Origin of the sequence: Asticcacaulis aquihabitans (assembly GCF_032490435.1) — a bacterium.
Lineage (GTDB): Bacteria > Pseudomonadota > Alphaproteobacteria > Caulobacterales > Caulobacteraceae > Asticcacaulis.
This window is the reverse complement of record NZ_JAVGWM010000004.1, coordinates 17,175-36,156: the sequence shown is the minus strand read 5'-3', so window position 1 is coordinate 36,156 and position 18,982 is coordinate 17,175. Positions and strand designations below refer to the sequence as shown.

At 56.8% G+C, this 18,982-nt stretch carries 17 protein-coding genes and 1 tRNA gene; 6 read left to right on the top strand and 12 right to left on the bottom strand.

Going from position 1 to position 18,982, the window contains the following annotated elements; all coding sequences use genetic code 11:
* Window positions 1-7: 7 nt before the first annotated feature.
* From RCJ00_RS14530 to RCJ00_RS14505, 6 genes are all read right to left on the bottom strand, one after another.
* Window positions 8-1,567 carry a type II and III secretion system protein family protein gene (locus RCJ00_RS14530; protein WP_316222840.1) on the bottom strand — a complete coding sequence of 520 codons (1,560 nt, stop codon included), beginning with the start codon at window positions 1,565-1,567 and terminating at the stop codon, window positions 8-10.
* Window positions 1,564-2,502: a Flp pilus assembly protein CpaB gene (cpaB, locus tag RCJ00_RS14525; protein ID WP_316222839.1), complete on the bottom strand. Its 939-nt coding sequence runs from the start codon at window positions 2,500-2,502 to the stop codon at window positions 1,564-1,566. Before cpaB ends, RCJ00_RS14530 begins: the two co-directional genes overlap by 4 nt.
* Window positions 2,503-2,726: 224 nt before the next feature.
* Window positions 2,727-3,272 (bottom strand): A24 family peptidase, encoded by a 546-nt coding sequence (locus tag RCJ00_RS14520; RefSeq protein WP_316222838.1) that lies wholly within the window; start codon window positions 3,270-3,272, stop codon window positions 2,727-2,729.
* Between the two features lie 171 nt (window positions 3,273-3,443).
* Window positions 3,444-3,617, bottom strand: coding sequence for a Flp family type IVb pilin (locus tag RCJ00_RS14515; RefSeq protein WP_316222836.1), 174 nt, complete (start codon window positions 3,615-3,617; stop codon window positions 3,444-3,446).
* An 89-nt stretch (window positions 3,618-3,706) separates the two neighbouring features.
* Window positions 3,707-3,862 (bottom strand): Flp family type IVb pilin, encoded by a 156-nt coding sequence (locus RCJ00_RS14510; protein ID WP_316222835.1) that lies wholly within the window; start codon window positions 3,860-3,862, stop codon window positions 3,707-3,709.
* Window positions 3,863-3,954: 92 nt separating this feature from the next.
* The gene (locus RCJ00_RS14505; protein WP_316222833.1) at window positions 3,955-4,119 is read right to left on the bottom strand and encodes a Flp family type IVb pilin; all 165 of its coding nucleotides are present in this window, start codon (window positions 4,117-4,119) and stop codon (window positions 3,955-3,957) included.
* A 387-nt stretch (window positions 4,120-4,506) separates the two neighbouring features.
* On the opposite strand from RCJ00_RS14505, the gene RCJ00_RS14500 reads away from it, so the two are divergent.
* The 3 genes from RCJ00_RS14500 to RCJ00_RS14490 all read left to right on the top strand — a co-directional run bounded on the left by RCJ00_RS14500 (window position 4,507) and on the right by RCJ00_RS14490 (window position 6,228).
* The gene (locus RCJ00_RS14500) at window positions 4,507-4,989 is read left to right on the top strand and encodes a pilus assembly protein N-terminal domain-containing protein (RefSeq protein WP_316222831.1); all 483 of its coding nucleotides are present in this window, start codon (window positions 4,507-4,509) and stop codon (window positions 4,987-4,989) included.
* 109 nt (window positions 4,990-5,098) lie between these two features.
* The gene (locus RCJ00_RS14495; protein WP_316222830.1) at window positions 5,099-5,632 is read left to right on the top strand and encodes a TadE/TadG family type IV pilus assembly protein; all 534 of its coding nucleotides are present in this window, start codon (window positions 5,099-5,101) and stop codon (window positions 5,630-5,632) included.
* Window positions 5,632-6,228, top strand: coding sequence for a TadE/TadG family type IV pilus assembly protein (locus tag RCJ00_RS14490; protein WP_316222829.1), 597 nt, complete (start codon window positions 5,632-5,634; stop codon window positions 6,226-6,228). The genes RCJ00_RS14495 and RCJ00_RS14490 overlap by 1 nt, the downstream gene beginning before the upstream one ends.
* A gap of 9 nt (window positions 6,229-6,237) precedes the next feature.
* Here the strand turns inward: RCJ00_RS14490 and RCJ00_RS14485 are convergent, their stop codons facing one another.
* The 3 genes from RCJ00_RS14485 to bioB form a co-directional block, all read right to left on the bottom strand.
* Window positions 6,238-7,641, bottom strand: coding sequence for an anthranilate synthase component I family protein (locus RCJ00_RS14485; protein ID WP_316222828.1), 1,404 nt, complete (start codon window positions 7,639-7,641; stop codon window positions 6,238-6,240).
* Between the two features lie 197 nt (window positions 7,642-7,838).
* Window positions 7,839-9,359 carry an AMP nucleosidase gene (locus RCJ00_RS14480; protein ID WP_316222826.1) on the bottom strand — a complete coding sequence of 507 codons (1,521 nt, stop codon included), beginning with the start codon at window positions 9,357-9,359 and terminating at the stop codon, window positions 7,839-7,841.
* 61 nt (window positions 9,360-9,420) lie between these two features.
* A complete protein-coding gene (bioB, locus tag RCJ00_RS14475; protein WP_316223623.1) occupies window positions 9,421-10,395 on the bottom strand; it encodes a biotin synthase BioB in 975 nt (324 codons plus the stop codon).
* A gap of 96 nt (window positions 10,396-10,491) precedes the next feature.
* On the opposite strand from bioB, the gene RCJ00_RS14470 reads away from it, so the two are divergent.
* Both RCJ00_RS14470 and ahcY read left to right on the top strand, forming a co-directional pair.
* Window positions 10,492-11,592 carry an aspartyl protease family protein gene (locus RCJ00_RS14470; protein ID WP_316222824.1) on the top strand — a complete coding sequence of 367 codons (1,101 nt, stop codon included), beginning with the start codon at window positions 10,492-10,494 and terminating at the stop codon, window positions 11,590-11,592.
* Window positions 11,593-11,681: 89 nt separating this feature from the next.
* Entirely contained in the window at window positions 11,682-13,073 is a 1,392-nt protein-coding gene (gene ahcY / locus RCJ00_RS14465) for an adenosylhomocysteinase (RefSeq protein ID WP_316222823.1), read from the top strand.
* Between the two features lie 72 nt (window positions 13,074-13,145).
* Here the strand turns inward: ahcY and RCJ00_RS14460 are convergent, their stop codons facing one another.
* Entirely contained in the window at window positions 13,146-14,702 is a 1,557-nt protein-coding gene (locus RCJ00_RS14460) for a methyl-accepting chemotaxis protein (RefSeq protein WP_316222822.1), read from the bottom strand.
* Between the two features lie 398 nt (window positions 14,703-15,100).
* On the bottom strand, window positions 15,101-16,078 hold the full coding sequence (locus tag RCJ00_RS14455; protein WP_316222821.1) for a complex I NDUFA9 subunit family protein: 978 nt from the start codon (window positions 16,076-16,078) through the stop codon (window positions 15,101-15,103).
* A 216-nt stretch (window positions 16,079-16,294) separates the two neighbouring features.
* Between RCJ00_RS14455 and RCJ00_RS14450 the strand changes: the two genes are divergently transcribed.
* Window positions 16,295-16,381: transfer RNA gene (locus RCJ00_RS14450), tRNA-Leu, on the top strand.
* A gap of 1,056 nt (window positions 16,382-17,437) precedes the next feature.
* On the opposite strand, the gene RCJ00_RS14445 is transcribed toward RCJ00_RS14450, so the two are convergent.
* Entirely contained in the window at window positions 17,438-18,964 is a 1,527-nt protein-coding gene (locus RCJ00_RS14445; RefSeq protein ID WP_316222820.1) for a tryptophan halogenase family protein, read from the bottom strand.
* Between the last annotated feature and the right edge of the window lie 18 nt (window positions 18,965-18,982).

Below are 18,982 nucleotides of genomic sequence, written 5' to 3'. Positions count from 1 at the left end.
ACAGCTCCTATTCAATCACGTAGCCGACGGGTGCTTGATAACCAGCGGTCTGTCCGTTGGCGTCGCCAGCGATTTGGCCGCCCTTTTTCTTGACGATCTCATTGAGGTTACCCATGAAGACCGCATTGAGATCGTTCGCCGGACGCAGATTGTCCGCCGGCGTCTGCATGTCTGCGGGATGCGTTGGATCGACAATATACGGCGTGACCAGAACAACCATTTCCGTCTGGTCGTCGAGGAAGTCGCGCGAACGTAACAGCGCGCCAATCACCGGCACGGAGGTCAATCCGGGCAGGCTGTCGATCGACTGCTTGAACTTGGATTGAAGCAGGCCGGCGATCATCAGTGATGAACCTGATTGCATTTCCACGCTGGTTTCGGCACGGCGCACCGTCAGCCCCGGAATGGTCAGGCTACCCGTTACCAAGGCGCCAACATTGGTCAGCTCGGATATTTCAGTGGAAATTTTCAGGGAAATTCGTCCGGCAGACAAGACAACCGGCATGAAGCCCAGACCGACACCGAACGGTTTGAATTGAACAGAAACGCGGCCTTGCGAATCTGTCCCCCCTTGTACTGGGAACTCACCACCGGCCAAAAATTTTGCGGACTCACCAGAGACGGCAGTCAGGTTGGGTTCTGCCAACGTGCGCGCCAAACCGACGCGTTCAAACGCCTGCAGGCAGGATTTGTTTGTCACACCATAGGACGCAGTCCCGGTGTTGGTCGTCGTGCTGGAGTTACCCGGCACGCCGGGGGTCCCAACGATATTCGTATTGGTCCCGTTATAGGTGGCCGTGCCTGCCTGATTGTAGCAGGCGCCCTTGCCGCCCTGGAACGAACCATTTGTGCTGTAGCCTGACGAATTGCCGAAACTGTAGGATTGCGTGCCGTAGCTATAGGTAATGTCCGTCGACAGGCCGAGTTGCTTGATAACCGACCGATTGACCTCAACAATGCGGACCTTCAGCGTTACCTGATCCTTACCCGCAATACTCATCATGTTGAGCACGTTTTCCGGTTTTTCAGCATAGCTTTCAGCCAACCGCGAAATCTGCGCCGCCTGACCGTCGTTCTGGGCAATGCCCGACAATACGACATAGCCGTTCATCGTCTGAACCTCGACATGAGCGTCGGGGAACAGCCGGCTAATTGTATCGCTGAGGCCGTCGGTCGGCGTATCGACGCGTATGGCGAGATTCAGGATTTGCCGGCCCATGCCGTCGAAGAAGATTGCGTCCGAACTGCCTGAGGCAACGCCCAGCACGAAGATCCGACGCGGTGTGCGCAACACGGCATCGGCGATAGCCGGATTGGAAACAAAGACATCGGACGCGTCAACCGGCAGGTCAATAACCGCCGAACGCCCCTTGGGCAGGTTCAATACCTGAACCTTCGCGGGTGCCCCGGTTTGTACCTGCACACCGGACGCAGCGCCTGAATAGCCGCCAGATGTGTTCGCATAGGCCTTCGGTTCAGCCGAAACCGCTCCGGCGCCAAACACCGCGACAGCGCTCAGGACGGCGCCCGCGCTCAGAATAGCTGTTTTACGGATTTTAGAGATCATCGTGACACCAACACCTCTGAAGTCGAGCCGGGGCGGATAACGCGGACAGCCTGATCACTGGCACCAACAGGTTCCTGGATAACGGCGCCGGACGGGCCGGCGGCATCGGCATAGGAGCGCAACATGAGCGACAATGTGCCCGATGCCTTGGCCAGGGTCAGTATCTGACCATCGATCGGCGTTACTTCCAGCGTAGCCGTGGCACCTATGACGCTTTGCTTACCCTCTTCGGCGGAAACCTGCTGGTCGATCGCCAGAACGCGGATATTGCGCAAGACCGGTTGGACGCTATCGATGGTGCCACTGCCACCACCCTGACGCGGCGTCTGATGGGTCGCCAGTATGTCAACGCGATCACCCGGCAGGATAAAGCCACCGGCCGTGTTGTCGACGCTGACCGGTACGGCCAGGGCACGCATGCCCGGATTGAGCATCACCGCCATGAAGCCGCCTTCGTCAGCGCGCACGATCTTAGCAGGAATAATGGGTTCATTGGCTAGCAAGGCCTCGCGTACCACGCCGCCAACATAGGCCTCCTTACTCGGCGACGGCGCGACCTTGTCCGCCACGGCCTGAAGCACGCCATTGCCCGGCTTCTTGACCGCGACCGGCCCCTTCGCCGCCGCGTCCTCGGCACCGGAGGCAGGCGCTGATGACAAGGCCCCTGTTTCCGGGCGCCCCCCGTCGACGATATAGGCAGGGTTGAGGGTATTGACTGGCCAATCCTGCCACGCCATGTCGCCGTCTACCAGACGGGTACCGGCCGGAATGTCGCGAGTCGCCACCAGAACGCGCGCGGTCGGTACCGCAGGCGCCTGAACCGTTGCCGCCGCTTCGTGCGTGGCCTTTCCGCCGATCATACCGCGGACAAGAAATGCCAGAACAAGCGCAGCGACGGCGGCTATACCGAATACGACGTATCGTGACGTCTTCATCTACCCAATTCCCCTGAAATATCTGGTCTCCGCACCTGCGAATTTCTATATGGACCAAATCAGTTTGATGTCTTGCCTTAGGGAATCTTCGCTTAAGGTTAGTTAACGTTCGCCTAAAGAATGCTTGCCAAGGGGTAAATTCGTAATTTTTGCCGAGATTTAGATGGTTTCCATACACGGGTCAGTTTCGCGCCAGAGCTTTGCGGATCTATCCGCGGACCGAATCAGGACCAAAACTTAAGGGCGTGGAGAAATTGACTTTCGCCGATAGCAAACAGACCGCCCGCGCAAATACCGATGCCATAAGGAATATCGCCCTTGGCCTCCAGGTGACGCCCCGCCCATTCCGGCAGGTTCGGCTTCAAGCCCCAAAACAGCTTTCGCGCCAAAATAATGACAATGGACAACACGCCACCGAAGAGGGCTGTATAGATTAACAAGGCCACGAAGGCGCTATACCAGGTCTGAATACCCGGCCCCACCCAGAGCGCGGCGGCGGCGATCAGTTTGGCGTCCCCCCCGCCCATGAGACGGAAGGCGAACAGAGCCATGCCCAATACCAAACCGGCCAAGCCTATGCCAAAATGAAGCCCCCAATCCTGGACGCTCAACGGCTGCCCGAAAAATTGATTCAATAAGGCGACCGGAACGAAGGCGATCGCCAGACCAAACGTCAGGCGATTGGGAATTTTCATGGTGGTAATATCGGAATAGGCCGCCCAAATCAGACAGATCGGATATATGACGGTTAATAGGGTCGTGATCGGCACGGAAGCGAACCTTGATATGATTAACAGGCCAAGCGTTCTAACAGTGCAGCGGTTAAGGATGTCCTATTCGTAGGTCCGGTTAATAAATAAAAAAAGCCTAGGGAAACCCCAAGGCTCGTTGCTCTATAAATGTATTAAGGTACTGATGGTGGTTCGTCAGTATATCTGACATCAAGGGCGATTGGTTACTTGTGTAATCGCTGTGCCAATCCGATTGAACATAGCCGTGGCGCTGTCACCGAAGGCGTAAAACGCGGTCATGCAAGCCAGAAACATAAGCGCGGCTATCAGACCGTATTCGATCGCCGTAGCACCGCTTTCATCTCTTAAAAATCTGCCCAGCATTGCCTTCTCTCCTTAAGAAACAGGCCGCAGACCATTTAATCTGCAGCCTGTAATCCGGTCGCCGTTTGGGCCACCGTACCATTCAGGTATTAGCCGAGCTTGACGGCGACCTTTGAGAAGGTCCCTGTCAACTTGCTGCCGACGGTGCCCAGAACCGTAATCAGGGCAACGGCGATCAGAGCAGCGATCAGACCATATTCGATAGCCGTGGCGCCGCTTTCATCTCTTAAAAATTTGCCTAGCATTGGGTTCTCTTCCTTAAGAAACAGGCCGCAGATCATTCAATCTGCGGCCTGCAGTCAGGTTACCCCATAAGGGTTGCCGTCTCGTCTGGGTATTAGCCGAGCTTGGCGGCGACCTTCGAGAACGTGCCGGTCAGGTTGCTGCCGACAGTGCCCAGAACGGTGATCAGGGCAACAGCGATCAGAGCGGCGATCAGGCCATATTCGATAGCCGTGGCGCCGGATTCGTCTTGAGCGAATTGGTTGAGGAACTTGGTCATGTGATTTTCTCCAGGTTAAGTTTGATAATAAGCAGTTGAACCGTTTGTCGTATCGGGCCACCGATAACCGGCTCAATTGCTCCCGAACACGAGATCAATTTAAATGCCCATGATTAAAACCAAGTAAACAGAAAAGAAAATTTCAAATTATTCTATGATTAATATATAATTACTATTAATTGTAATTAACCTTAACTTTAATTAAGCAATATTAATGCTGTATTTATAGGATTTTTTTGACGTTAATATTACGTTTAGCAAATTTAAAGATTTCTTGTTTACCTTCTTTCATAACAAGACCCTCACCTCATGGGCGCTACTCATAGTGTGCGGATGCATTATGATCGTAACGAAGCACCTGAAAGCATAACGGGATACGAGCCTAGAATGACGAAACACATGATTGGAACGCGACTCTGTATTCTGGCAGCCTCTATTGCCTGTGCAGCGGCCCTTACCGGTACGGCCGAAGCCGGCCAACGCCTTACGGTCGCCAAAAACCACACAATGCGCGTCACACTCAACGGTTCGGCTGGGGCGGTGATCGTCGCCAATCCGGACATTGCCGATGTACAGGTGATTGACTCGCGGACTATATATATTGTCGGCAAGGGCTTCGGAAATAGCGCCGTCACTGTCACCGGACGTGATGGCCGCACCCTGTTCGATGGCGAAATCATCGTCAATGCCGCCCAAAAGGGCGCCATCAACGTCTATAAGGGTCTGAAGTCTTCCCTGACCGTCTGCTCCAATGTCTGCATATCGGAAGACGCTACTTCGGAAAACACGAGCGCTTCTGCCCCTCCGGCGCCAGTGGCCACGCCAGTGGTTACCAGCTCACCGGTCGCCATGCAGTCGGTCAGCCACTGATATGCTGCCAGGCTTTCGGGCACCTTCCCGAAGGATTTGCGCCCTTAACGGACTATTGACGCAGACATCGTAGTATCCGGCCTAGCTGAACAGAAGGCGCGGGGCTATCATGCTTGCCAAATTCAAAACTATGAAGCGGGCTGTTAAAGACACGCGTGGTGCGGCGGCGTTGGAATTCGCGCTGGTGGCCGGCCCATTGATCGTAATGATATGCGGCTGCATTGAACTGGCTGTGATTATTTTGCTGTCCGTCACGCTTGATAACGCTACCGATGTAGCGGCGCGCGACATACGCACCGGCCTTACAACCATGGCCAACACCCCGAACGCAACGGCCTTCAAAGCCAAGATCTGTAACAATATGGGGTGGTTGTCCGCCAGTTGCGTCGACAGCCTGCGCGTCGATGTCTCTACCTTCAAAACCTTTAATGATGTAAAGGCGCCGACGGCGATTCAAAACGGCCAGTTCATACCCGCTTCGAATTTCTCGTACACCATCGGTGCCGGTTCCGAAATCCAGATGGTTAACGCCTATTACGAGTGGCCAATGTTCACGCCATTCCTGTCAGCAGGGCTTACCACGCTCAGTAATAACGACGTCGTTATCCGGTCCAGTTCCGTATTCAGAAACGAGCCCTTCTGATGATATCCCTGCGCCGTCTCAACCACATCGCTACGCTGAAAGCGTTTGGCCGTAAATTCGCCCGAGACAATGGCGGCGTGTCCGCCATCGAATTCGCCCTCGTCGCGCCGATTCTGGTCGCGGCCTATCTCGGCCTCGCCGAACTGACCCTGGGCATGATGGCGTCGCGCCGCACATCCCACCTGGCCGCGACCGTCGGCGACCTGGCAGCGCAGTCGGAGACCCTGACCACCGACAATATCAGCGATCTCTGGCAGATCGGTAAAAGTATGCTGCCCGATACTGCATCAGGCTCAAGCCTGAAGATGCGACTAACATCCGTCACAATGGATGCGACCAACCATGCGATTGTCAACTGGAGTGTATCTTCTCAGGAATCTGCCTATCCGCATAATAAAAAGGGCACGCAGATCACGGCCATCACAACCACACAGATCGCAGCCGGGGAAAGCCTTGTCATGACGGAAGTCCAGTACGACTATACGTCACCGCTAGGCGGGTTTTTTGTGCCCACCGGCACGCAGTTCAAGGACGCCTTCTACCACCATCCGCGTAACGGCTCGGCGGTGCTATGCCCCTCATGTCCAACACCATAACCCGCGCGCCTAGCCTTCCAGCACCCTTTTGATCAAGGACAACTTGGTCTCGGTCTCGATACGCTCGGCACGCGGCACACTGTCGGCGACAATGCCACCGCCGGCACAGGCGCGGATATTCCATCTGCCGGCCTCGTCACGTTCCATCGCCAAGGTGCGGATCAGGACATTTGAGTCCATAGCACCGCCCGCATCGATAAAGAACAGCGACCCGCAATAAGGCCCGCGCGCCGCTTCCATCTCGTGAATGACCTTCATCGCCTGGACCTTGGGCGCTCCACTGATCGATCCTGGCGGGAAGGTCGCGGCGATCACATCCGCCGCCGTCTTATCGGCTCGCAATTGCCCTGTCACGGTCGATACCAGATGATGCACGTTTGGATAGCTTTCGAGTACATGTAATGCCGGCACAGTGACGCTGCCTACGTCTGCGACGCGCGATAAATCATGCCGCATCAGGTCAACAATCATCAGATTTTCCGCACGGTCTTTTTCACTGGCGCTCAATTCAGCGGCGAGATCCCTATCCTCCCCTGCCGTGCGACCGCGCGGACGTGTCCCTTTGATCGGCCGGGTTTCCAAACGACCGCCGGCATCGAGACGAATGAATCGTTCCGGACTATTAGAAATCACGAACCTTTCATCCAGTCCCAGAAAGCCACCGAATGGCGCCGCCCCCGCCGCATGCAATGCGGCCATTACCGCACCGGGCCTTATTCCCCGGCGCAGGCGGCCAGTCCATCCCCGCGCGAGATTAGCCTGAAAGAGATCCCCGGCATGAATTTGCTGAATCAAGGCTGCCACCTTGTCCTCGTGCACGCCGTCGGGCGTTTCAAGACACAAGGCGCCGTCGACCAACCTGCCGGACACAACCGCCGAAACCGGTGTGCCTTCATAAAGGGTGACAAGCCGATCGCGCGCTGCCGCCGCTTCGGCGGGTGTGGCCCCACGGCCTATAACCACCAACGTCTGATGGTGATGATCAAATGCCAAGACCGCCGGATAACACAGCACGATCAGTTCGGGCCAAGCCTTGCGACCTTCGATGCGGAAGGGCCGGCGCTTCATGGCTTCCAGCCGCAACCCGAGTTCGAACGCGGCCATTCCCACCAGACCGCCGGTAAACGGTGGAATGGCCGCGTCACCGATTTTTGGTATTTCGTTATCCGGCGTGATCGCAGCCGTGACTTCGGCCAAAAAGGCCGTCGTTTCGCGCGGATCGTCATAGGTTAGCTCGGCGCGCGCCACCGGCTCCGCCATCAGATAGCTGTAGCGGCCCAATGGGCCGCCATCGGAGAGGAAGCCTGCCGCCAAGGCATGGGCCAGCCAGCCGTCAAGCCGCGAGCCGGGCGGCTCGTACGGCAAAGCCCTCACGGCGCTACAGGACAGGTCGATCGCCGAAAACGGCAACATTCACAGCAACTTGATTCGATAGTGAAAGCCAAAGGGCTCAAAATGATATCAGGATTTAGCCACCAGCGACAAGCCTGCACCGCCCGCGATCGCGGCGACGCCCGCCCGCTACGGATGAACCCTATGGATGGAGGTCCATTGATCTGACTGGAGCGGATTGCGTCACAGCAACCCGCTCCTTTTGTTTTGCATAACGCTTACCGGAACGGCGGCTCATCGAAAGAGCGCAGCTTGCGCGAATGCAGGCGTGCCCCAAAGTCGCGCAGAATACTCACCGTCTCGATCCCGATCTGGATATGCTCGGCGATGGCGCGTTCGTAGAAATGGTTGGCCTGGCCCGGAAGCTTCAGTTCGCCATGCAGCGGTTTGTCCGAAATACACAACAGCGTCCCGTAGGGGACACGGAAGCGATAGCCCTGCGCCGCCAGGGTGGCCGACTCCATATCAATGGCAATGGCGCGCGACTGCGAAAACCGGCGGGCGGACAGGCTGTATTTCAGTTCCCAGTTTCGATCGTCGGTCGTGACCAGCGTGCCAGTGCGCAAACGCTTTTTCAGTTCGTCTCCGTCCTGGCCGGTGATGCGTACGGATGCCTGATGGAAGGCCTGCTGGACTTCGGCGATCGGGGGAATAGGGATTTCGATCGGCAGAACATCGTCCATGACATGGTCGTCACGCAAATAGGCGTGCGCCAGGACATAATCACCAATGCTTTGCGACGCGCGCAAACCGCCACAATGGCCGATCATTAGCCAGGCATGCGGACGCATGACGGCCAGATGGTCAGTGATGTTCTTGGCATTGGATGGGCCGACACCGATATTGACCAGGGTTATGCCGCGACCGTCCGGCGCCATCAGGTGATAGGCCGGCATCTGATGCTTGGCGCGCCAGGGTGAGTTGACGATCAGCTCCAGCGGATTGACCGTGTCCTTGGTGACGACGAAATTGCCGCAGCACGACAGGGCCGTATAGGGACTGTCCGGCTTTTGCAGTTGCTCCAGGGCGTAGGCGACGAATACATCGACGTAGCGATTATAGTTCGTCATCAGGATATAGCCCTGAGTGTGGTCCGCCGGCGTGCCTGTATAGTGGCGCAGGCGCGCCAGCGAGAAATCGGTGCGCAGACCATCGAACAGAGCCAAGGGGCGATGGCCGTGACTATCGATGAAATCCATGCCGTCGGCCACTTCGTTGCCGATGAGCGCCAGTTCCGTGGCCGGAAAATGCCGCGACAGGTCCATGGCTGAGACACTATTGAGGTCGAGCCCGGCGCCATCGAGGACGTAAGGATAGGGTATTTCCTGGTTGGATAGTGACACCGAACAATCAGCGCCGTAATCGCGGATCAAAAAATTCAGTTGTTCTTCGATATAGTCGCCGAAGATATCCAGACGCGTGATCGAGCTGGAATAGCTCCCCGGCCGGGAAAAGCGCGCAAAGGCGCGATTAACCTGCGGATGGCGATGATCGAGGACAACGCCCTCTTCTTCATCGTCGTAAACGCCTTTCCATACAACGGTCAGCTTCGGGTAGCAGTAACGCCCCTCCTTGCGCAGATGACGCGACGGCCTTTCCTTGCGTTCGAGATAAGCATGCAGGTCGGCCTGGAGATTGGCGACGGCGTTACCGTAAATCTGTTTCAGCTGGCGGACGATTTCGGCGGCGGATTGAACCTTGGCGCCCCGGTGGGCGTCCTTTTTCTTTTCTTTTTTCATTCCGCGCAAATAGCATACAGAACCCGTCTTCGCCAGATCATGCCCGCAATTTTGAAGTGGGCTACGATTGCATCGGGCGCAGGCCCAGTTCACGCAACAGGTGGGCATCCGTGCCAGGTTGCGGATTGGGCGTCGTCAGCAGGGTGTCGCCAATAAAGATCGAATTGGCGCCGGACAGGAAGCACAAGGCCTGCAGCTCTTCGCTCATCTCGGTTCGGCCCGCCGACAGTCGCACCATTGATTTCGGGCAGACGATCCGTGCCACCGCTATGGTGCGCACGAATTCCAGACCCGAAATCCCGCGCTCTGTGCCGACCTTATCACCTAAAGGCGTGCCCAATATGGCGACCAGATTGTTGATAGGGATCGAATCCGGATGATGCGGCAAGGTGGCCAGTTGATGCAGGAAGGACACCCGATCCGCGCGCGCCTCGCCCATGCCCATTATGCCGCCACAGCAGGTCTTCATGCCGGCATCGCTCACCGCCTGAAGCGTATCGAGCCGTTCGGCGTAGGTGCGGGTCGTTACCACGCTTTCATAATATTCAGGCGACGTATCGAGGTTGTGATTGTAATAGTCGAGGCCTGCCGCTTTCAGCGCCCGCGCCTGGTCGGGCGTGATCATGCCGAGTGTGGCACAGGTTTCCAGGCCCATCGCCTTGACGCCACCGATCATGGCGGCGAGCGCCGGCACATCGCGGTCTTTCAAATCGCGCCAGGCGGCGCCCATGCAAAACCGTTGCGCGCCACCGGCCTTCGCCTTTCCCGCCTCCGCCAATACAGCGTCAACGGCCATCAGCCGGGACGCCTTCAGGCCTGTGTCGAAGTGCGCCGACTGCGAACAATATCCGCAATTTTCGGCACATCCTCCCGTCTTGACCGATAGAAGCTGAGACAACTGCACCTCGGACGGGTCGAACTGCTGACGGTGAACACTCGCCGCCTGGAAAACCAGTTCCATAAACGGCAGGTCGAAAAGGGCGGCAATTTCGTCACGGGTCCAATCGTGGCGCAGGGAAAAGGCGGGAGCATTCATCATCAATTCCTTAGCTTCACGCCATGATCTAATCCATCGGCGCCACTTAGGCACCCCCTTTTTGCCCTTATCGTCTGCTATTCAGACTCCATGCAAATGAACCGCCGCCATCTCTTGACCGGTATTGCCGCCTTGGGCCTGGCCCCTCACGCCGATGCGGCGCCTGCCGGTTTTGGTCTGCGCCTCAGCAATGAGGGGCTGATCATGCCAGTGATCGTGAAGGGCCGGCGGCTCACGGGCGTGCTCGATTGCGGCGCCAGCGCCTCGTTGATCGACAGTGGTGTGGCCGCCAGCCTGGGCCTAAGCATCGATCGCGAACGCAAGGGCGATGCCATCTACAAATCGATCCGCGCTGCGCAAAGCGCACCCGTTCTGATCGCGGCGGGCGACACCGCCTATACCGCGCCGCTGATGATCATGCCGTTGAAACAGGCCGGATTGACCAGCGACATGATTGTCGGTCGTGATATTCTGGACGGACACAGGCTGGACCTGGATGGGCCCGGTTTACGCGCCACCTTTCAGACGCGGCAACCGCCATTGGCCGGCATGACGGCCTTGGCGCTCAACCGCAGCACAAACGGCAGCCTTGCCATTGACATGGAAATCGACGGCGTTCCGGTCCGCGCCAGCGTCGATACCGGTAGCAATACGCCCTTGATCCTGAAAGCCGATTGGGCCCAGCGCAATGGCTTGACAGGCCGCAAAACATCGCAATGGCTGGGCGGAGATGTCACCGGACTGCATAAGATCACGATGTCGAGCGTCGACCGCGCCACCTTCGGCGGGCTGACCTTTCGGGACATACCGGTCGAAATTTCCGACAACCGGCTTACCTACGACGTCAATCTGGGCCTCGACTTTTTCCTGCGACTACGATCCTTTTGGGACATCGAAGCCGGTCGTCTATGGATATCGACCACGCCTGACCATTTGGCGCGGCCCTTCGATCGCGAACGGTCTGGCCTGGCCTACCTGCCGCAAGGCGACGGCCTGAACGTCATTTTTGTTGCGCCGCAGAGTCCTGCAGAAGCGGGCGGCTGGCGCAAGGGCGACCTGATCACCGCCATAGACGGCACGCCGGTGGCGCAAATGGCCGCCATTGACGACTGGAAACGCGATCCAGGCCGACAAAGCGTGCGCCTGACCATCGCCAGCGGCGAAACGCGGACCTTGACGCTCCAAGACTACTACTAAATCATATAAAGACATCTTTATATCTTTATTGCCAACTTCCGCGCGGGCGGCTATAAGCCGTTTCATATCTCTTGAAACGGAAACCGACCATGGCTGACTATATTGTAAAAGACCTGTCTCTCGCGGCCTGGGGCCGCAAGGAAATCGACATCGCAGAAGGCGAAATGCCAGGCCTGATGGCCACGCGCGAGGAGTTCGGTCCGACCCAGACCCTGAAGGGCGCCCGTATCGCCGGTTCGCTGCACATGACGATCCAGACGGCCGTACTGATCGAAACTCTGCAGGCCCTCGGCGCGGAAGTGCGCTGGGCATCTTGCAACATCTTCTCGACCCAAGATCACGCCGCCGCCGCCATCGCCGCCACGGGCACGCCGGTTTTCGCCATCAAGGGTGAAACGCTGGAAGAATACTGGGACTACGCCCACAAGATCTTCGAATGGCATGACGGTGGATACCCGAATCTGATCCTCGACGACGGTGGCGACGCCACCCTGCTCTGCGTCCTCGGCCCGAAGGCCGAACAGGACCCAACCTTGCTCGACAATCCGCAGAACGAAGAAGAAGAAGCGCTTTACAAGGTCATGAAGCGCTACCTGAAAGAAAAGCCGGGCTTCTATTCCGCCATCCGCGACGCCATCAAGGGTGTATCGGAAGAAACCACCACCGGCGTTCACCGCCTTTACGCCATGGCGCAAAAGGGCGACCTGCCCTTCCCCGCCATCAACGTTAATGACAGCGTGACCAAGTCCAAGTTCGACAACCTCTATGGCTGCCGCGAATCCCTGGTCGACGCCATTCGCCGCGCCACCGACGTCATGCTGGCCGGCAAGGTCGCCGTTGTCCTGGGCTATGGCGACGTCGGTAAAGGGTCAGCCGCCTCGCTGCGTAACGGCGGCGCACGCGTTATCGTCACCGAAATCGACCCGATCTGCGCCTTGCAGGCCGCCATGGAAGGCTATGAAGTCCGCACAGTCGAGGAAGTGGCGGCCGTCGGCGACATTTTCGTCACCGCGACCGGCAACAAGGACGTGCTGCGCCTCGAACACATGCGCGAGATGAAGCACAATGCCATTGTCTGCAATATCGGTCACTTTGACTCGGAAATTCAGGTCGCGTCGCTGCGCAACTACAAATGGGACGAGATCAAGCCGCAGGTCCACCACGTCGAATTCCCGGATGGCAAGAAGATCATCGTCCTGTCCGAAGGTCGCCTGGTCAATCTCGGTAATGCCACCGGCCACCCGTCCTTCGTCATGTCGGCATCGTTCACCAACCAGACCCTGGCCCAGATCGAGCTTTGGGTAAACGGCAAGAGCTATAACAAGTCGGTATACACTCTGCCCAAGCATCTGGACGAGAAGGTCGCTTTGCTGCACCTGGCCAAGCTGGGCGCCAAGCTGACCGTGCTGAACAAGGAACAGGCCGATTACATCGGCGTGCCGGTCGAAGGCCCATTCAAGCCAGATCACTACCGCTACTAAGATTGGCGCCACTAAGATCGGCACTACTAGTGCAGAAAGCCCGCCCTAACCGGCGGGCTTTTTTATCGGTCCCTACGCTGCTTTTTGAACGCGGATCAGGCCCAGGAAGGCATCGACCTCTTCCGACATGGCCTTGACCTGTTCCGACAGGCTGCCGGCGCCTTTGAGCACTTCGGCCGACGTTTCGGTTGTGATCTGCGACGCACGCGACACCTGGCTCAGATCCTCGTTGATTGTATCCGCGCCATTGGCCACCTGGGCAACATTATTGGCGATATCGGCTGTGGCCGCGGATTGCTGAGTGACGCCCGCGGCGATTGAGGTCGCTACGGCGTCGATACGTTCGATCGTGTGGCTGATCGATTTGATGCATCCGACCGTTTCTTCGGTCACACTCTGCATGGTCGATATGTGGTCACGAATTTCGCTTATGGCGCGCGAGGTCTGAGCTGACAGGTTCTTCACTTCTCCGGCCACTACGGCGAAACCGGCGCCGGCTTCACCCGCCCGGGCCGCTTCGATAGTGGCATTCAGCGCCAGCAGGTTGGTCTGAGAGGCGATGTCCTGAATAAGCGCCACGACATCGCCAATTTTCGACGAAGCCTGAGTCAGATTGTCGACCGTTTGACCCGTCCGGCGTGCCTCTGCCGTCGCCGCCTGAGTCATCATTGTCGTCTCTTCAACCTGGCGGCTAATTTCGTTGATCGAGGCCGATAGCTCTTCGGTGGCAGACGCGACCGTTTGCAGATTGGAAGACGATTGAGACGTCGCGCTCGCCATTGAGGTCGACCGCATATCGGCATCGCGTGCGGCCTGATCCAGATTGTGGGCTGCCATATTCAAGTCGGTCGAGGTTTGCCCAACACGCGCCGCCACAGACTTGATCTGGCGTTCGAATGCCTCGGCGCTTTTCAGCACTTGTAAGGCGCGGGCATTGTCGCTTTCCAGCCTGGCGCGCACAGCAGACTGCTCTGCTTCCAGCCTCGCCACCGCGGCTATATTATCTTTGAACGCCAACACGGCGTGCGCGATGTCTCCGACCTCATCCCGACGATTTTCGTAAGGCACCTGAGCAACAGTCTCGCCGCTGACCAGTTTGTGGAGCAGACCGGCCAGGCGTTTGAGAGGAACGGAGATATGGCGGACCGTCACAAAATTGATGGTACTGCCTAGCAGAAGTGCCAAAACACCGATGAGGCTCCCGATCATCAAAATCCGACCCGATAATTTATCGAAATCGGCGTCAGCCTGATTGGCCTTGCCGACTGTCAGCTTTGACAACGCCATCAGCGGGTCGACCATCTTGACGCAGGCTTCGTCAATCTGACCGTCCAACGCGCGAGACTGGAGCGTCAGCACGTCGCTGGCCTTCAGTACAGGCATCATCTCGGACTCGAACATGTTTATATAATTGCGGTATCCCGTCATCGCCTGGTCCAGAAGCGCTGTCTCATCGGCTTCTTTCAATTGACCACGTAAGTCGGCGAACAAGGCCTCCGTCCGGCTCTTTTCCATGGCCCAGTCCGTTTGCGTCCGGTCCAGCTCGTGATTGATTTGAGCATCGGCTATGATCTGGTACAGGGACGCGCCTTGACCAGAGAGGGCTTGCGCCGCCGCTGACGTTTGCATAAGTACAATGCCGCGATTTTGGAGGTGGCGTAGATGGGACAAAGACGCCCACGCCCCCGCAACAAATGCTCCCATTGCCAAAACAAACACCAAAGATGCGGCAGCGAGCTTATGGCCTATGGAAAATTTCATGATGGGACCCATAATCAAAAAACGCGATTATGTGAAAATTACGCAGGTGTGGTTAAGAAATGATATCTACCGACAGTGGAGAAAAGTATGACTTATCTTTTGGGCCACAGCGGCAAATAGCCGGTTACCGGACCGCCGTGCGCGGTCTTGGCGTCCAGCCAGCCCTTCGCCAGCCGACGCAAGCGTTACCACCGAGGTAACAGCTAAGTTATGGAGCAGACTACGGGCGCGACATAAACCTACAGCCTATCGCCTGCAGCGCGACCTCAGCCTTGGGCGGCAACCGCGAACTGGCCATTCTTGCGGAAGCGCCAGAGATAGGTCGGCACGATCGATTCCACCGCCGTCGGAGCGATGCCCAGATCATTAAAGCCCTTGGCCCCCTGGCTCACTACATTATCGACCGCCAGCAGCAACACCTGATCCGTGGTCAGAAGCGGCGCCGGAATCACCGGCACGATACCGCGCGCCCATGCCTGAACGTCTCCAACCAAACCGATAAGACGAGCCACAATGACCGGCGTCCATATCTGCGGACGGGGGCTCATGACCTCCGTACCGACATATTGAACCAGAGCCTTGAAGGTGAAAACCTCTGGGCCACCCAGCTCAAATGTCTGGCCATAGGCATCTGTGTTGCCAAGTACGCGCGCCACGGCCGCCGCGACATCGCCGACATAGGCCGGCTGGAACTTGGTTTCTCCACCGTCGATCGCCGGCATGACGGGGAACATCTTAATCTGCGCCGCCAGCGATGTGAAAAATCCGTCCTGCGGACCGAAAAGGATCGACGGACGCAGGATAACGGCTGTCGGGAGAGCCTTGCGGACGGCGACTTCCGCCTTGCCCTTGCTGGCGGAATAGGCCGACGCTGCCTCGGGATTGGCCCCCAATGCCGACATCTGCACAAAATCGCCAATGCCGCGCTGCTTGCACATATCCGCCATCCAGGTTGCGGCCTGACGGTGGACCAGATCGAAACCCTGGCCGCCGCCTTGATACATGGTGCCGACCAGATTGACACAGGCCGTGGCATTTTCCAGCGCGCTGGCGATGTCTGCCTCGCGACGCACGTCACAACGCACCACCTGGATTTGCCCGACATCGCCCAACGGCTTCAGATCATAGGCAATGGTCGGCTTGCGGACCGCCACGCGCACCCGCCAGCCCTGTTTGGCCAAGGCACGCACCACCTGCTTGCCCAAAAACCCCGAACCGCCGAACACCGTGACCATCTTTGCCATGATCTTATCCCTTGAATACGCTTGGCCCACGCCTGACTGACGTCAGCGTGCGAACCTCTCGATAACGCAAGGTTTTTATCGAAGCAACGCCTTTAAGTCAGCCCCCGAAAAAGATTTGTGAAAATCGTCATCAAAGGCGTTGACCGGCGAAAACTTTCCCCCTATAGGTCGCCGCCTCGCCGAGCAATCGGCAGAGACTACCACCTAAGACGAAGTGCCCAGGTGGCGGAATTGGTAGACGCGCTGGCTTCAGGTGCCAGTGGCTTAACGGCCGTGAAGGTTCGAGTCCTTTCCTGGGCACCATCTTGCTTTGTGACGAGAATTATCCGTTACAGAACAATAATTCCACATAATCCACACCAGCATAGTCAACGATCGTAGCATCAAGCCGGGTCATCAACGGCTCAATAACGACGTTCTCAATTCGCAGGATTATGATCCGTCGGAACGTTCGACAATGCTTTCGGCACCGCCTGAGCTAAGCGTAAAACATAACGCCATCAGATCATTTTTCCGAATGATCTCAAACCACGCTAAGCAGACAAAGGTCCGATCATATGCTTCCGGCATAACTCTGCGAGGCAAATGGTGCGCAAGCTGGAAACATGTTTGGCTCTCAATATCGAAAGCGCCATCACCGTAGTAGCGGCAGCTTATCATTTATTAACCATTATTCTCAATTCTCGTCTTGTTTTTGACATTTATGTCAAATAGCATAAATGGAGAGTAGGAGTATTTGTATGGCCAAATCAGCTTACCACGATGAAATATGCTCAACGTCAGACGTGAGAACACCCTCTACAATTGATATTGAGACGCTCGGCGAAGAATCGAAGAAGTATCCGTTTTCTTTCACTCTGATTGGCGTGACCCTCTTTTGCGCCGCGTGTTGGGCGGGCGTCGCTTATCTCATTTTTCACTAGAGCAGCGCGCGTACAGAAACTCCCCAAAGCGGCGAGCCCTATTGCTTTGCTAATTCCGCAATTGTTAGCCCTTTAAAATGTTTCAAAAACTCTTGGAAAATCACTTCCCGCCCCTGCCCGCCCATCGTGGGGCAGCCGCGCTCATTTTCCTGTTTTACCTACCCTATAATGTGCCTCGGATACTTATTGTGAACATCCACCGCCATTTCCGTTCGCGGTCCAAAAAGTGACGCCCCAAGAGGGGTAGACTGTGTCTTGCCGATCTGCGCAATCGAACGAATAAGGTAGGTCCAAGACACCTCAATGGCCGAAGATGCCCCCAATGCGTCCGTCAGACGTCAGCGTTCGTGCCGCAAGAGCACCAGAAAAGCCTTATAGAATAGCGGATAGCGGGGTGCTCATGTTTGGTCACGCCCTTACGCGCTCGGCGATTGCGCTAAATTGAACTGGCCGCACAATATCGCGCAACGAAGTCTTCGTGCCTGGGCATAAGCGCCACATTTGATGCCACGACCTTTTCTACGTGATCGATGAGCGCCTGCATGTCTTCGTTTTTGACCCAATCCACAGCGGGGTGATAACTGCGCGGCATGATTCCCTGGCCCAGCATCACCTGCACCCAGCTGGTTAAGCCAAACAATTCAGTGCCTTCGCGGAAGAACTGGCCATTGGCGGAAAACAAATCGATATAGGACTTCACCGAATCCGGAACACGCATGGTTCGCACATAGTTCCAGAATTGGGAATCGCTGCGCTCGGTGGCATGATAATGGAGGATGATAAAGTCCCTGATCCGCTCATACTCAAACTGCATTTGCGCGTTATAAACATCTTGCAGCACCGGCTCAAAGTCCGACTGCGGAAACAAGCTTACCAGCCGCGATATGCCCGATTGAATAAGGAAAATGGCGGTTGATTCCAAAGGTTCAATAAACCCTCCGGCCAAACCAATCGCGACGACATTCTTATCCCAGAGCTTTCGCCGCTTGCCGGTTGTAAAACGTATGGCTTTCGGATCGGAGAGTGCTCGACCATCGAGCGACTTGAGCAACAGATCGGCGGCTTCAGAATCGCTGGTGAACTGGCTGCTATAGACATAGCCATTCCCGGTGCGATGCTGTAGCGGGATACGCCATTGCCACCCTGCAGAACGCGCTGTGGAACGCGTGTAAGGGGTTGGCGGCGCAACTTTCTCGCACGGCACGGCCAGGGCCCGATCACAGGGCAGCCAATGCGTCCAGTCCTCAAAGCCCGCGTGCAGCGTGTCTTCAATCAACAAGGCGCGGAAGCCGGTACAGTCGATAAACAGGTCGGCCGTGATCGTTGCGCCGTTTTCGAGCGTTACGCTTTCAACAAACCCGCTCTCTTTATTCTGATTGACCGCAACGACCTTACCTTCGGTACGCACGACGCCCTGCGCCTCTGCGCGTTTGCGTAAAAAGCGGGCGTAAAGGGTCGCGTCGAAATGATAGGCATAGGCGATCTCAGCCAGTGGCGAATTCGCTGGCGCGTCGCGCGGCGGCGCCATGAACTTGCCCATAGGCGCGGCCACTGTATTGAGTGAATATTGGCTAAGCCCCTTCGCCTTACCGGCGAAACGGGCCTTCAGCCAGTATTGGTGGAAAGGCATTAAACCCAGGTCACGGCCGATTGTGCCAAATCCGTGGATATAGGAATCGCCAATCTTGCCCCAATCGTTGAACTGGATACCGAGCTTGAAGGTCCCCTTGGTCTCACGAACAAACTCCGCTTCATTAATGCCCAACAGGCGGTTGAAAGCTGAAATGTGCGGAACCGTCGCCTCACCAACCCCGATCAGGCCAATCTCTTCGGATTCAACCAATTGAACCTGGATGTCCGTGCCGAATGACTTGGAGATAGCTGCAGCGCTCATCCACCCGGCCGTTCCACCACCGATAACCGCGACGGTTTTTATGGGGCGTTTGGCCTGTTGCAAAGTCATTGGATGTCCAGCGAAGGA

Excerpts from the sequence above, each read along its gene's own strand:
- bioB (WP_316223623.1), bottom strand. The coding sequence starts at position 10,395 with ATGAATGCTCCCGCCTTTTCCCTGCGCCACGATTGGACCCGTGACGAA.
- RCJ00_RS14490 (WP_316222829.1), top strand. The coding sequence starts at position 5,632 with ATGATATCCCTGCGCCGTCTCAACCACATCGCTACGCTGAAAGCGTTT.
- RCJ00_RS14510 (WP_316222835.1), bottom strand. The coding sequence starts at position 3,862 with ATGCTAGGCAAATTTTTAAGAGATGAAAGCGGCGCCACGGCTATCGAA.
- ahcY (WP_316222823.1), top strand. The coding sequence starts at position 11,682 with ATGGCTGACTATATTGTAAAAGACCTGTCTCTCGCGGCCTGGGGCCGC.
- RCJ00_RS14445 (WP_316222820.1), bottom strand. The coding sequence starts at position 18,964 with ATGACTTTGCAACAGGCCAAACGCCCCATAAAAACCGTCGCGGTTATC.
- RCJ00_RS14500 (WP_316222831.1), top strand. The coding sequence starts at position 4,507 with ATGACGAAACACATGATTGGAACGCGACTCTGTATTCTGGCAGCCTCT.
- RCJ00_RS14460 (WP_316222822.1), bottom strand. The coding sequence starts at position 14,702 with ATGCAAACGTCAGCGGCGGCGCAAGCCCTCTCTGGTCAAGGCGCGTCC.
- RCJ00_RS14505 (WP_316222833.1), bottom strand. The coding sequence starts at position 4,119 with ATGACCAAGTTCCTCAACCAATTCGCTCAAGACGAATCCGGCGCCACG.
- RCJ00_RS14455 (WP_316222821.1), bottom strand. The coding sequence starts at position 16,078 with ATGGCAAAGATGGTCACGGTGTTCGGCGGTTCGGGGTTTTTGGGCAAG.
- RCJ00_RS14515 (WP_316222836.1), bottom strand. The coding sequence starts at position 3,617 with ATGCTGGGCAGATTTTTAAGAGATGAAAGCGGTGCTACGGCGATCGAA.
- RCJ00_RS14530 (WP_316222840.1), bottom strand. The coding sequence starts at position 1,567 with ATGATCTCTAAAATCCGTAAAACAGCTATTCTGAGCGCGGGCGCCGTC.
- RCJ00_RS14470 (WP_316222824.1), top strand. The coding sequence starts at position 10,492 with ATGAACCGCCGCCATCTCTTGACCGGTATTGCCGCCTTGGGCCTGGCC.
- cpaB (WP_316222839.1), bottom strand. The coding sequence starts at position 2,502 with ATGAAGACGTCACGATACGTCGTATTCGGTATAGCCGCCGTCGCTGCG.
- RCJ00_RS14480 (WP_316222826.1), bottom strand. The coding sequence starts at position 9,359 with ATGAAAAAAGAAAAGAAAAAGGACGCCCACCGGGGCGCCAAGGTTCAA.
- RCJ00_RS14495 (WP_316222830.1), top strand. The coding sequence starts at position 5,099 with ATGCTTGCCAAATTCAAAACTATGAAGCGGGCTGTTAAAGACACGCGT.
- RCJ00_RS14485 (WP_316222828.1), bottom strand. The coding sequence starts at position 7,641 with ATGTTGCCGTTTTCGGCGATCGACCTGTCCTGTAGCGCCGTGAGGGCT.